The 14,635-nt window shown below is 59.4% G+C and carries 7 protein-coding genes; 5 read left to right on the top strand and 2 right to left on the bottom strand.

Annotated elements, in window-relative coordinates; genetic code table 11:
- Positions 1–53: 53 nt before the first annotated feature.
- Positions 54–2,993, bottom strand: coding sequence for a bifunctional [glutamate--ammonia ligase]-adenylyl-L-tyrosine phosphorylase/[glutamate--ammonia-ligase] adenylyltransferase (gene glnE / locus WLY71_RS03510; protein WP_347802522.1), 2,940 nt, complete (start codon positions 2,991–2,993; stop codon positions 54–56).
- A 383-nt stretch (positions 2,994–3,376) separates the two neighbouring features.
- Here glnE and aceE point away from each other — a divergent pair, with 383 nt between their 5' ends.
- The 5 genes from aceE (at position 3,377) to msrA (ending at position 13,517) form a co-directional block, all read left to right on the top strand.
- Positions 3,377–6,022: a pyruvate dehydrogenase (acetyl-transferring), homodimeric type gene (aceE, locus tag WLY71_RS03505; RefSeq protein ID WP_347802521.1), complete on the top strand. Its 2,646-nt coding sequence runs from the start codon at positions 3,377–3,379 to the stop codon at positions 6,020–6,022.
- Positions 6,023–6,033: 11 nt separating this feature from the next.
- Positions 6,034–8,010, top strand: coding sequence for a dihydrolipoyllysine-residue acetyltransferase (aceF, locus tag WLY71_RS03500; RefSeq protein ID WP_347802520.1), 1,977 nt, complete (start codon positions 6,034–6,036; stop codon positions 8,008–8,010).
- 281 nt (positions 8,011–8,291) lie between these two features.
- A complete protein-coding gene (locus WLY71_RS03495; RefSeq protein ID WP_347802519.1) occupies positions 8,292–9,686 on the top strand; it encodes an alkaline phosphatase D family protein in 1,395 nt (464 codons plus the stop codon).
- A 270-nt stretch (positions 9,687–9,956) separates the two neighbouring features.
- A complete protein-coding gene (locus WLY71_RS03490) occupies positions 9,957–12,650 on the top strand; it encodes a putative bifunctional diguanylate cyclase/phosphodiesterase (protein WP_347802518.1) in 2,694 nt (897 codons plus the stop codon).
- Between the two features lie 219 nt (positions 12,651–12,869).
- On the top strand, positions 12,870–13,517 hold the full coding sequence (gene msrA, locus WLY71_RS03485) for a peptide-methionine (S)-S-oxide reductase MsrA (RefSeq protein WP_347802517.1): 648 nt from the start codon (positions 12,870–12,872) through the stop codon (positions 13,515–13,517).
- A 125-nt stretch (positions 13,518–13,642) separates the two neighbouring features.
- On the opposite strand, the gene WLY71_RS03480 is transcribed toward msrA, so the two are convergent.
- Complete coding sequence (locus WLY71_RS03480; protein WP_008149676.1) at positions 13,643–14,479, bottom strand: 23S rRNA (adenine(2030)-N(6))-methyltransferase RlmJ; 837 nt, start codon at positions 14,477–14,479, stop codon at positions 13,643–13,645.
- Positions 14,480–14,635: the final 156 nt, after the last annotated feature.

Genomic DNA, 14,635 nt, shown 5'->3' with positions numbered 1-14,635 from the left:
TCGCGAGCAAGCTCGCTCCCACATTGGGTATTTGGTGTTTCAAATATCCCGTTTCAGCTTAGCCCCAGCTCGCGCCAGATCCGCACTACCTGCCGCCGTTCGTCCACGAACTGGTCGCCCGGTATCACCCCGGCGTCCTTCTGCAAGGCCTGCCGGTGAGCGGCTGAACGGTAGGCTTTATAGGCCTCGCGCAACAGGCTGGCGTCTTCGGCGGGCATCAGCCCTTCCTCCTCCAACCCTTCCAGAATCCGGATATTGTCAGTCCAGCGCAGCAATGGCGGGTGCGATTCGGACCACGCCAGGGCCGCGTATTGCACCATAAATTCAATATCGACGATACCTCCGGCGTCCTGCTTGAGATCGAATGGCGCCGCGGCCTCGAAGGCATTTGCCCCGGTGCCCGCCGCGGTGCTCTTGCTGCCAAGGTTATCGCGCATTTTGGCGCGCATCTCGCTGACCTCCTGGCGCAAGGTCGCCAGGTCCCGCGGCTTGCCCAATACCGCCGCGCGGACTTTCTCGAAAGCCTGCCCAACGTCCCGACTGCCCACCAACACCCGCGCCCGCACCAACGCCTGATGTTCCCAGGTCCAGGCTTCGTTTTCCTGATACCGGGCAAACGCCCCGAGCGAACTCACCAGCAACCCCGACGCGCCGGACGGCCGCAGACGCATGTCCACTTCATACAGCTGACCGGAGTTGGTCTGGGCCGTGAGCAAGTGAATGATCCGCTGCCCCAGCCGAGTAAAGAATTGCGCGCCGTCGATAGGCTTCGGCCCGTCGGTTTCCGCCTGCGGGTCGCCATCGTGGATGAACACCAGGTCCAGGTCCGAACCATGCCCCAGTTCCAGACCGCCGACTTTCCCGTAACCGACAATGATGAAGCCGGGATCGCACAAGGTGCCGTCGGTACGCAGCGGCGTACCGTATTTCGCCACGGTCTGGCGCCAGGCCAGGGCCAGCACTTGTTCCAGGATCGCTTCGGCGAGCCACGTCAGGTAATCACTGACCTTCATCAACGGCAGGCTGCCAGCGATTTCCGAAGCCGCGACCCGCAAGCGGTGCGCCAGTTTGAAATGCCGCAGGGCTTCCATTTGCTGTTCGAGGTCGTCTTCGGGAATCCGCGTCAAACGCTCGCGCAACTCGGCGGCCAGTTCCGGCGCCAGTGGCGGTTTGAACAGCCGACCTTCGTTGAGCAATTCGTCGAGCAGCAGCGGGAAGCGGGTGATCTGTTCGGCGATCCACGGGCTCGCGGCGCACAAGGTCAACAAACGTCGCAGCGCGCCGGGATTCTCGGTCAGCAACACCAGATACGCGGAACGACGGGCCACGGCTTCCACCAGCGGCAATACTCTTTCCAGCACCAGATCCGGATTGGCGTGCTCCACGGCCTGAGCCAGCAACCGCGGAATAAAGGCATCAAGGCGCTCACGCCCCAAGCGTTGCATCGCCCGCAACTGCGGGCTGCTGCGCAAACCGGCCAACGCTTTCAGGGCTTTGGTGGCATCAGCGAAACCGCCCTCTTCCAACTGACGGCAAGCGGCCTCTTCATCCTGAGCCTCTTCCCACAACGGCAGCCATTCGCCGCCGACCACCACTTCGCTTTCGGTGCCTTCCTCTTCGTCGGGGTCGGCAATCACCTGACCGAAGTGCCACGCCACGCGACCGCGCCAATACATAAGCTGTTCGTGGAAAGCGGTCCAATCGGCGAAGCCCAACATAAAGGCGATGCGCGACTGATCCTGAGCGCCGTCCGGGAGCATCTGGGTCTGGCGGTCGGCGATCGCCTGGATCGCGTGCTCGGTGTAACGCAGGAATTCGTAACCTTCGCGCAGTTCACTAATCACCGCCGGCGGCAGGTAACCCTGACCCTCCAGCGTGCTCAGTACTTTTAATAGAGGACGTTGCTGCAAGCTCAGGTCGCGGCCGCCGTGGATCAGCTGGAATGCCTGGGCGATAAATTCGACTTCACGAATGCCACCGGAGCCGAGTTTGATGTTGTCGGCCATGCCCTTGCGCCGGACTTCCTGCTGAATCAGCTGCTTCATGGTGCGCAGCGCTTCGATCGCCGAGAAGTCGAGGTAACGCCGGTAAACGAACGGCCGCAGCATGTCTTGCAATTGCGCGCCGGCCACTTGATCGCCGGCCACCACCCGCGACTTGATCATCGCGTAGCGTTCCCAGTCACGGCCCTGATCCTGGTAATACTGCTCCAGCGCGTTGAAGCTCAGCACCAATGCGCCGGCCGAACCGTAAGGCCGCAGGCGCATGTCGACGCGGAACACGAAACCGTCGACGGTCATTGGGTCCAGGGCCTTGATCAGGCGCTGACCGAGACGAATGAAGAACTCCTGGTTATCCAGCGAGCGTTTGACGCCGACGGTTTCGCCGCCCTCGGGGTAGGCGAAGATCAGGTCGATGTCCGACGACAGATTGAGCTCCACCGCGCCGAGCTTGCCCATGCCGAGAATGACCATTTGCTGCGGCTCACCGCTGCGCCGACCGGTCGGCACGCCGAACTGCTGACAATGCCGTGAGTACAACCACTGATAGGCCTGATCGATGCTGGCATCGGCCATGTTCGAGAGGTCGCGACAGGTCTGGGTCAGATCGCACTGACGCGTCAGGTCGCGCCAGATGATCCGCACTTGATGACGGGTACGTTGACGACGCAGGGCGCGACCGAGCCCTTCGTCGGTTTCCGCTGCATTCACCGCTGCCGCAATCTGTGCGCACAGCTCGCCGGGCGCAAAACTTCGGTCCAGCTCACCGGACTGCACCAGCTCCAGCAACATCAGTGGGTCGCGCACACTCTGTTCAATCACGAAGTCGCTGGCAGCGGTGACGCGGGCAAATTGCGCCCAGCGTTCAGGCGTCCAGCCGGCCAGGCCATGGTCGTCGGGAAGCACCGCGACGGCCGTACGGAACGACTGCTCGGCGCGGGTGACAAACGGCAGGAGGATGCCAGGCAGTTCGGCAAGCGAAGGGAGGCTCATGGTCTATCCTTGATCGGCGTGTAGAGGGCTGCATGTAGTGATTCGCGAGAATGCACTACCTGATCGACTGTCGAACAAAGGTTAGAAATAGCTGAAATTTCTTTATTTTTGGCAGACAGCATCAAGCTTTCACCTTTTCTGGTTGGCAAAAGACCAACCTTAACGATTATTCTCACAACGCAGCTGGAGGCCACAAGCCGCTCATCTGTAGTTTTACTACTCGTATATACATTCGAAAGGCTGAAATGCCCGATGATTTGTAGTAAAACTACACGCCGCCGGAACAACCTCTCGGCAATCCAAGAATTTATATCGTCTGCCCACAAGGCCAGTCGCAAACTCAGGCAACCGATTCTGGAAGCCTTTCCGCCCTGGAGCAAGCCATGCAAGACCTCGATCCCGTCGAAACCCAGGAATGGCTGGACGCCCTGGAATCGGTTCTCGACAAAGAAGGCGAAGACCGCGCTCACTATCTGATGACCCGTATGGGCGAACTCGCAACCCGTAGCGGTTCGCAATTGCCTTACGCCATTACCACGCCATACCGCAACACGATCCCCGTTACCCACGAAGCACGCATGCCTGGCGACCTGTTCATGGAACGCCGCATTCGCTCGTTGGTACGCTGGAACGCGATGGCCATGGTGATGCGTACGAACCTGAAAGATTCTGACCTGGGCGGTCACATCTCCAGCTTCGCCTCCAGCGCAACCCTGTACGACATCGGCTTCAACTATTTCTTCCAGGCCCCGACCGACGAACACGGCGGCGACCTGATCTACTTCCAGGGTCACACCTCGCCAGGCGTTTACGCCCGTGCGTTCATGGAAGGCCGCATCACCGAAGACCAGATGAACAACTTCCGTCAGGAAGTCGACGGTCAGGGCCTGTCGTCCTATCCGCACCCTTGGCTGATGCCTGATTTCTGGCAGTTCCCGACCGTATCCATGGGTCTGGGCCCGATCCAGGCGATCTACCAGGCACGCTTCATGAAGTACCTGGAAGCCCGTGGCTTCATCCCTGAAGGCAAGCAAAAAGTCTGGTGTTTCCTGGGCGACGGCGAGTGCGATGAGCCGGAATCCCTGGGCGCCATCTCGTTGGCTGGCCGCGAGAAGCTCGACAACCTGATCTTCGTTATTAACTGCAACCTGCAGCGCCTTGATGGCCCGGTTCGCGGCAACGGCAAGATCATCCAGGAACTCGAAGGCGTGTTCCGCGGTGCTCAATGGAACGTGACCAAAGTCATCTGGGGTCGTTTCTGGGACCCACTGCTGGCCAAAGACGTCGACGGTATCCTGCAACGCCGCATGGACGAAGTCATCGACGGCGAGTACCAGAACTACAAAGCCAAAGACGGCGCGTTCGTTCGTGAACACTTCTTCAACTCGCCAGAACTCAAGGCGATGGTTGAAGACTTGTCCGACGACGAGATCTGGAAACTCAACCGTGGCGGTCACGACCCGTACAAGGTCTACGCGGCGTACCACGAAGCGGTCAACCACAAAGAACAACCCACCGTCATCCTGGCCAAGACCATCAAAGGTTATGGCACCGGTGCCGGCGAAGCGAAGAACACTGCGCACAACACCAAGAAAGTTGATGTTGAAAGCCTGAAGCTGTTCCGTGATCGTTTCGACATTCCGGTTAAAGACTCCGAGCTGGAAAACCTGCCGTTCTTCAAACCAGAACCCAACAGCGCCGAAGCCCGTTATCTGAGCGAGCGTCGCACTGCACTGGGCGGTTTCGTGCCACAGCGCCGTGCCAAAAGCTTCGACATCCCGACGCCATCGCTGGATACCCTCAAGGCAATCCTGGACGGCTCGGGCGACCGTGAAATCTCTACCACCATGGCCTTCGTGCGGATCCTCGCGCAGCTGGTCAAGGATAAGGAAATCGGTTCGCGCATCGTTCCGATCATCCCGGACGAAGCCCGTACCTTCGGTATGGAAGGCATGTTCCGTCAGTTGGGCATCTACTCGTCCGTCGGCCAGCTCTACGAGCCAGTCGATAAAGACCAGGTGATGTTCTACCGCGAAGACAAGAAGGGCCAGATCCTCGAAGAAGGCATCAACGAAGCGGGCGCCATGAGCTCCTTCATCGCTGCTGGTACTTCGTACTCCAGCCACAACCAGCCAATGCTGCCGTTCTACATCTTCTACTCGATGTTCGGCTTCCAGCGTATCGGCGACCTCGCCTGGGCCGCTGGCGACAGCCGTACCCGTGGCTTCCTGATCGGCGGCACCGCCGGCCGGACCACGCTGAACGGCGAAGGCCTGCAACACGAAGACGGTCACAGCCACATCCTGGCTGGCACCATCCCGAACTGCCGCACCTTTGATCCAACCTACGGCTACGAGCTGGCGGTGATCATCCAGGACGGCATGAAGAAGATGACCGAAGAGCAGCAGGACATCTTCTACTACATCACCGTGATGAACGAGTCCTACCAGCAGCCAGCCATGCCGGCCGGTGTCGAGGAAGGCATCGTCAAGGGCATGTACCTGCTCGAGGAAGACACCCGCGAAGCGGCGCACCACGTTCAGCTGATGGGCTCCGGCACCATCCTGCGCGAAGTTCGCGAAGCGGCGAAAATCCTGCGTGAACAGTTCAACGTCGGCGCTGACGTGTGGAGCGTTACCAGCTTCAACGAACTGCGTCGCGACGGCCTGGCCGTAGAGCGCAGCAACCGTCTGCACCCGGGCCAGAAGCCAAAACTGAGCTATGTCGAAGAGTGCCTGAACGGCCGTCAAGGTCCGGTCATCGCGTCTACCGACTACATGAAGCTGTTCGCTGAACAAATTCGTCAGTGGGTCCCGTCCAAGGAATTCAAAGTCCTGGGCACCGACGGTTTCGGCCGCAGTGACAGCCGCAAGAAGCTGCGTCACTTCTTCGAAGTCGACCGTCATTTCGTGGTGTTGGCAGCCCTGGAAGCCTTGGCTGACCGTGGTGATATCGAACCTAAGGTGGTGTCTGAAGCCATCGCCAAGTTCGGGATCAACCCGGAAAAACGCAACCCACTGGACTGCTGAGGAGACACTCTGTGAGCGAACTCATTCGCGTACCTGACATCGGCAGCGGTGAAGGTGAAGTAATCGAACTATTTGTGAAGGTCGGCGACCGCATCGAAGCCGACCAGAGCATCCTGACGCTTGAGTCGGACAAGGCGAGCATGGAAATTCCTGCGCCCAAGGCCGGCATCGTCAAAAGCCTGAAAGTAAAAATCGGTGATCGCCTGAAAGAAGGCGACGAACTGCTGGAGCTGGAAGTCGAAGGCGCCGCTGCCCCGGCCTCTGCACCGCCCCCTGCGGCGGCCGCTGCGCCCGCGGCCAAAGCTGAAGCGAAACCGGCTGCGGCTGCTCCTGCCGCCGCAGCTCCAGCTGCAGCTGCCGCGCCTGCTGCTGCAACCACCCAGCAAGTGCACGTGCCGGATATCGGTTCGTCGGGCAAGGCCCAGATCATCGAGATCCAGGTCAAGGTCGGCGACACCGTCGAGGCTGATCAGTCGCTGATCACCCTGGAATCCGACAAGGCCAGCATGGAAATCCCTTCGCCCGCCGCTGGCGTGGTCGAAAGCATCAGCGTCAAGCTCAACGACGAAGTCGGCACTGGCGACCTGATTCTGGCGCTGAAAGTGGCAGGTGCTGCGGCCCCTGCTGCTGCCGCGCCAGCCCAGGCTGCTGCGCCTGCTCCGGCCGCCGCTGCTGCTCCAGCCGCCGCGCCTGCTGCACCGGCTGCCGACACCGTTCAGGACATTCATGTCCCGGACATCGGTTCGTCGGGCAAGGCCAAGATCATCGAAGTCCTGGTCAAGGCCGGCGATACCGTTGAAGCCGATCAGTCGCTGATCACCCTGGAATCCGACAAGGCGAGCATGGAAATTCCATCGCCTGCCGCTGGCGTGGTGGAAAGCGTTTCCATCAAGCTGGATGACGAAGTCGGTACCGGCGACCTGATCCTGAAGCTGAAAGTCAAAGGCGTTGCGCCTGCTGCTGCCCCGGCTCCGGCCGCTGCTGCTCCTAGTGCTCCAGCTCCAGCCGCCGCTGCGCCTGCTGCTCCGGCACCGGCCGCACCGGCTGCTGCACCGGCCAAGCCGGGCGCCAAGGTTCATGCTGGCCCGGCTGTACGCCAACTGGCCCGTGAATTCGGCGTCGAGCTGAACGCCGTCGGCGCCAGCGGTCCGCACGGTCGCATCCTGAAAGAAGACGTGCAGGTCTACGTCAAAGCCATGATGCAGAAGGCCAAGGAAGCACCGGCCGCTGCTGCTGGCGCAACCGGCGGCGCGGGCATCCCACCGATTCCGGTCGTGGACTTCAGCCGCTTCGGTGAAACCGAAGAAGTGCCGATGACCCGTCTGATGCAAATCGGCGCGTCGAGCCTGCATCGCAGCTGGCTGAACATTCCGCACGTGACTCAGTTCGATTCGGCTGATATCACCGACCTGGAAGCGTTCCGTATCGCTCAGAAAGCCGTTGCAGAGAAGGCTGGCGTCAAGCTGACCATCCTGCCGCTGCTGCTCAAATCCTGCGCGCACCTGCTCAAGGAACTGCCGGACTTCAACAGTTCGCTGGCACCAAGCGGCAAGGCGATCATCCGCAAGAAGTACGTGAACATCGGCTTCGCGGTCGACACCCCTGAAGGCCTGCTGGTACCGGTCATCAAGAACGTCGATCAGAAGAGCCTGTTGCAACTGGCAGCCGAAGCCGCCGTGCTGGCCGCCAAGGCCCGCGACAAAAAGCTCACCGCTGACGACATGCAAGGCGCCTGCTTCACCATTTCCAGCCTCGGCCACATTGGCGGCACCGGCTTCACGCCGATCGTCAACGCGCCGGAAGTGGCGATCCTCGGTGTTTCCAAGGCAACCATCCAGCCAGTCTGGGATGGCAAAGCCTTCCAGCCGAAACTGATGCTGCCACTGTCGCTGTCCTACGATCACCGTGTGATCAACGGCGCCGCTGCTGCACGCTTCACCAAGCGTCTGAGCGATCTGCTGGCGGACATCCGCACCATCCTGCTGTAACACCGATCGGCCCTCCTTCACCGGAGGGCCCGTCGCGTTCCACGTTTTCCGAGCGCCACGCTCGTACCTCAACCCCGCCAGTTTGGCGGGGCTTTTTTTGCCTGGAAGAAAGTCACCCAACGCCCCTTTCCTACATTCGCGGCTTACGTCGCCCACAACTCCAGTCCACTTCTTCTCGATATTTTTTGCGAACCGATAACTAAGCTTAGTTCAACTAATTATCGCTAAAACTTTCATTACCCTCTCTTGCTTAGTTAGCATAAATTCGAATGGATTCGAACATGTTCAAACCGACTGTCGGCCCTATTATTGGCCACACTACAACTAATCATGCACGCATCTTCTTGCGCGGAGAACTTCAAAGCAACGCACCGGTATTTGCAGGCATTCGTTATCGACGACCTGGCGAAGAGCGCTGGTCCAAAGGTGTATTTGCAAAGTTGACGATCTTGCGTGATATGTCCGATGTGATTGCACTCAACGACCTTGCCACCGATACCGAGTACGAATACCAGGCAGGCTGGTTCAGCCCCATGAGCCCGGTGCACACCGTGGAAACGGTTCAGGAACTGCCGCTGCAATGGCCGCGGGATATCTACCGGTTTCGCACGCAGTCCAGCAAAGCCACGATTCCACGGGCCTATATCGTCGGTTCATGTCGTTACCTGCGCATGACCGCTGGCGTCCCGTCTGCACCGCATCTGGGGGACAGGATTTTCGCCTCGATCACTAATCTGGCGCAGCAGGCCGAACCGCCCATCAGCGCCATGTTGATGACCGGCGATCAAATCTATGTCGATGACCTGAACGTCATTGCTCCCGATCGGGAATACAAGGAAATACTCAGTAAGTACCGCGCAGCTTTTTCCCAACCCAATATTGCAAAGTTAATGTCCGGCGTGCCGACTTACATGATCCTCGATGATCACGAAATTGAAGACAACTGGCCCGCCAACGAAAGTAAGGCCGACGCCTACTTATACAAAAACGCCATCGCGGCGTATGAGCTGTATCAAGCCAGTCATAGCCCGGCACATCAACTTCTTTCCGACGGGCAAATAAATAGAAAACTGGAACACTATTGGTATCAATTCGCCGAAGGCGATATCGAATGGTTTGTCACTGACAGTCGAACCCGACGCAACCTGTCGGCCAATGATCGACGCATCCTCGACGAAGAGCAGGAACAGGCCCTGTGCAAATGGCTGGTTCACAGCCCGGCCAGGGTCAAATTCGTGGTCACCAGCGTGATGTTCTACCCCGACCGCAAAGCCCACGGCGATGACGCGTGGAAAGCCTTTCCCGAACAACGTCGGCGGCTGCTGGAGACCATTCGTACACACCGCATCAAGAACGTCTTCTTCGTTTCCGGCGATGTCCACGGCTCCCTGACCAGTCGCCTGACCCACAGCGAGGACCCGGACTTCGAGGTGCACACCATCGTCTCCTCCCCCCTGTGCAACAGCAAACTGCTGCCGTACGCCAAGGCCTCCACTTTCATCCTCGATCAACCGTTGGCGCGAACAGTCGCTGGCGACTATCAGCATGAACTGACCAGCCAGGTGGTCAGCGAGGACAACTTTGCTCACCTGACTGTCGATAACGAACAGATTCGCGTCAATTTTCACGATCGGGATGGCAAGCTTTTGCAGTCCACCAGTATCCCCTTGCGTTAAAAAAGCAAAAGATCGCAGCCTTCGGCAGCTCCTACAGGGTGTACACCATCCCAACGTAGGAGCTGCCGAAGGCTGCGATCTTTTCGGTCAAAAACATTACTTTCGGCCCAGCGCTGGAGAAATCTTCGCGCCGGCCGACATATTCTTATAGCGCTTGGCCTTCATGTCTCTTGTCAGTCAGTGCCGCAATGATGCAACCTTGCCGCAGACAACAGTTAAGAGGGCGAGAGCCCGGCGCGATCAGCCTATTCGAAGTGAGTTTCCCTCCATATGAAGAGCCAACCCGATGCCGCCAGCCGTATGGTGGCCGAGGTAGTGACGCAGTTGCCTGTGCCCTCGCGGCTCGGCATGCTGCGTTTCGAACGGCTGAATGAAGCGAGCTGGGCGCTGCTGTTTCTCGATCCCAATTGCGAACGACAGTTCGGCCTGCCGGCCGTGGAGCTCTGTGCTCTGGTCGGCTCGCCCTACGCCAGCCTGATGGAGCCCGAAGCGCGCTATCAGCTGCATGACGCGGTACAGCAACAACTCACTGAAAGCCCGCATTACCTGATCCGCTACACCCTGCACACCGCGGCAGGCTCCTTGAACCTGCTGGAACTGGGCGAAGCCTACAAACAACACAATCGACATTTGCTGCGCGGCTACCTGCTGGTAGTCGACGGCCTGTTCGAGGGCGAGCAACTGCTGCCGGCCCTGGACCTCGAAACCCAGAACTCTCGCCTGCAAATCGCCCTGGAACTCAATCAGCGCGCCCAGCAGGAACAGCTTCTGCACCTGGACCGGGTGCGCGCCCAGCAAGACTTGATCCTGCTGCTGACCCGCCAGCGCTACAGCAGCAACAACTCCCTGAAAGAAGCCGCCGAACTGATTACTCGCAGTGCCTGTAACATTTACGAAATCGACTGCGCCAGCCTGTGGAACCTCGAAGGTTCACTGCTAGTGCCAATTTCGGCCTATCACCGCGCCAGCCAGGAATACCTGCTGCCTGAGTCGATCGACGTCAGTCACTTCCCCGACTACGTGGAAGCCTTGCACACCGGCCGCGCCATCGACGCCCACAACGCCATGCGCGACCCGCGCACCCGGGAAATGGCCGAACACCTGCGCTCGCGTGATGTGAATGCGATGCTCGACGCCAGTATTCGCGTCGACGGCCAAGTGGTCGGCGTGCTGTGTCTGGAACAGACCGGTACGCCCCGCGCCTGGCAATCGGACGAAATTGCTTTCGCCGGTGAGTTGGCGGATCAGTTTGCCCAAGTCATCAACAACCACAACCGCCGCACCGCCACCAGCGCCCTGCACCTGTTCCAGCGTGCGGTAGAGCAAAGCGCCAACGCCTTTTTGCTGGTTAATTGCGATGGCGTGGTGGAATACGTCAACCCGAGCTTCACGGCGATCACCCAGTACACCACCGAAGAAGTCCACGGCCAGCGGCTGTCGGAACTGCCGGCACTGGAAAACCTCAGCGAACTGTTATTCGACGCGCCCTCGGCGCTGGCCAAGAGCAACAGCTGGCAAGGCGAATTCAAAAGCCGCCGTAAAAACCTCGAACCCTACTGGGGCCAGTTGTCGATTTCCAAGGTTTACGGCGACAACCGCGAGCTGACGCATTACATCGGCATTTACGAAGACATCACCCAGACCAAGCTCGCCCAGCAGCGCATCGAGCGCCTGGCCTACACCGATAACCTGACCAACCTCGGCAACCGCCCGGCCTTCATCCGCAACCTCGATGAACGTTTCGCCCGAGACAGCGATACCCCGATCAGCTTGTTGCTGGTGGACATCGACAATTTCAAACGGATCAACGACAGCCTCGGCCACCAGACCGGCGACAAACTGCTGATCAGCCTGGCCCGACGCCTGCGCAACAGCCTGAGCCCGAGTGGCAGCCTGGCGCGGTTCGCCAGTAACGAATTCGCCGTGCTGCTGGACGACACCGATCTGCGTGCGGGCCAACAGATCGCCAATCAATTGCTGGCGACCCTCGACAAGCCGATGTTCGTCGACAACCAGCTGATCAGCGTCACCGGCTCCGTGGGCCTGGCCTGCGCACCGTTGCACGGTCGCGATCCGCAAACCCTGATGCGCAACGCCGGCCTCGCGCTGCACAAGGCCAAGGCCAACGGAAAACACCAGGTTCAGGTGTTCACCGAAGCGCTGAACGCAGAAGCCAGCTACAAACTGTTCGTCGAAAACAACCTGCGTCGCGCCCTGACCCAGAATGAGCTGGACGTGTTCTACCAGCCCAAGCTTTGCCTGCGCAGCGGTCGCCTGTTGGGGATGGAAGCGCTGCTGCGCTGGAACCATCCGGAAAAAGGCATGATCCGCCCGGACCAGTTCATCAGCGTCGCCGAAGAAACCGGGCTGATCATTCCCATCGGCAAATGGATCGCCCGCCAAGCCTGCCGCATGAGCAAAGACCTGACCGCCGCTGGCCTGGGCAATCTTCAGGTGGCAATCAACCTGTCGCCTAAGCAGTTCTCCGACCCAGACCTGGTGTCGTCCATCGCCAACATCCTCAAAGAAGAGGCGCTGCCGGCAAACCTGCTGGAACTCGAACTCACCGAAGGCCTGCTGCTGGAAGCCACCGAAGACACCCATTTGCAGCTCGATCAACTCAAGCGTCTGGGCCTGACCCTGGCCATGGATGACTTCGGCACCGGCTACTCGTCGCTCAGTTACTTGAAAAAATTCCCGATCGACATCATTAAGATTGATCGAAGCTTCATCCACGAAATCCCGGACAACCAGGACGACATGGAAATTACCTCCGCGGTGATCGCCATGGCCCACAACCTGAAACTCAAGGTCGTGGCTGAAGGCATCGAAACCGCCGAGCAGTTGGCTTTCCTGCGCCGTCACCGCTGCGACGTCGGCCAGGGTTACCTGTTCGACCGTCCGATCCCCGGCGTAGAGCTGATCGAAAAGCTCAAGCGCTATCCGCGCGGCCCGATCGCCTGAATAAGGCTGAAGGCTCTTTCTGCCAAGACACAAAACCCTGTGGGAGCGAGCTTGCTCGCGATGAGGCCGTGTCAGTCAGCATTGATGTCGACTGATACTGCTATCGTCGGAACGACGCCCGGAGCAAGCTCGCTCCCACAGGAGTAGTGATTAACTTGGCATCATTGGGCACACTGGTGGTCTGTTTATTTACATCCAACCTGACTGAGAGGACTGATCATGGTCTTGCGCTCGGAAATTCTGGTGAACAAAAACGTGCTCCCGACTAAAGAACAAGCTCTGCCTGGCCGCGAAACCCCAATGAACCTGCCGGAAAAACACTTCGTCCACGATGCCCCGCTGCTGGGCCCGTTCGTCACCGATGTGGATTTCGCGATCTTCGGCCTCGGATGCTTCTGGGGCGCGGAACGCAAGTTCTGGCAGCGTGAAGGTGTGGTCAGTACGGTGGTAGGTTACGCCGGTGGTTTCACGCCGAACCCGACGTATGAAGAAGTCTGCTCGGGCCTGACCGGCCATAGCGAAGTGGTATTGGTGGTCTACGAGCCGGCAAAAGTCAGCTACGAAGCGCTGCTGAAGATGTTTTGGGAATTGCACAACCCCACCCAAGGCATGCGTCAGGGCAATGACATCGGCACGCAGTACCGTTCGGTGATCTACGCCACCAACCCCACTCAGTTGGCAGCCGCCAAGCACAGTGAGCAGGTTTTCCAGGCCGAGTTGACCAAGGCTGGCAAAGGCACCATCACCACCGAAATCGAAGAAGCGCCGACGGTCTACTTCGCCGAGGCTTATCACCAGCAATACCTGGCGAAAAACCCTGAAGGGTATTGCGGGATTGGCGGTACAGGCGTGACTTGCCCGATTTAACCCCCAAAAAGCAAAAGATCGCAGCCTCGTTTCACTCGACAGCTCCTACGGGGTTACGCATTCCCTTGTAGGAGCTGTCGAGTGAAACGAGGCTGCGATCTTTTGATCTTGCTTGTCGATTTACCCTATTCGGCAATCAACCAATCCATCTGCCACCCACCCTGTGTCTGCCCCAACTTCTTGGACAACCACGGCAGCAACTCACGCAATTCCTCTTCCAGACCCCACGGCGGATTCGCAATCGCCAGCCCCGAGCCATTCAGACTGTTCGGCGTATCCAGCGGATGCACCAGCAACTCGACCCGCAACAACTTCGGCGCGCCCGTACCCGCCAGATCCTGATAAAAACGACGCAACATGCGCTGGTCCTTCACCGGGTACCAGATCGCCGCCACGGTCTGCCGCATCCGGCCAATCGCCTCTTTCAGCGACGCCGCACAGCGCTGCATCTCATCCAGTTGCTCGAACGGCGGATCAATCAACATCACCGCCCGCTTCTCCTGCACCGGCAACATCGCACGCGGCACATGCCAGCCTTCACCCAGATGCACCTTCACCCGACGGTCACCGGCCATGTTGTCCTTGAGCAGCAAACCGTCTTCCGGATGCTTCTCGTTCAGCATCACCCGATCCTGCGGCCGCGTCAGACGCCGCGCCAACTCCGGTGACCCCGGGTAATAGCGCAACTGGCCATCCGGGTTCATGTCGTGCAGCACCTTCATGTAATCAGCGGTCAACGCCGGCAGATCCGGCTGATCCCACAAACGCGCAATACCTTCCAGGTACTCACCGGTACGGCTCGCCTGATCACCCTGCAGGTCATACAGACCAATGCCGGCGTGAGTGTCGAGATAGGCAAACGGCTGCTCCTTGCGCGACATCAAAGCGATGATGCGGGTCAAAGTCAGGTGTTTGAACACATCGGCGTGATTGCCGGCATGGAAGGCGTGACGATAATTCATGGCTGCTCCTGCGAAGGGCGGGAAGTTTACCTTGTACAGCGGCGAACGTCAGGGGTGGCAGCCGAGCGGCCTGACGAAAACCCGCTGGCGAGGGCGCGTGCGACCGGCACATACTCCCGACCCACCGAGCGACACACTCACCCCAACCAATGACAG

This window comes from Pseudomonas rossensis, assembly GCF_039888995.1.
In the GTDB taxonomy this organism is placed as follows: Bacteria; Pseudomonadota; Gammaproteobacteria; order Pseudomonadales; family Pseudomonadaceae; genus Aquipseudomonas; species Aquipseudomonas rossensis.
The sequence above is the reverse complement of the archived record's forward strand: the minus strand, read 5'-3'. Positions and strand labels throughout refer to the sequence as shown.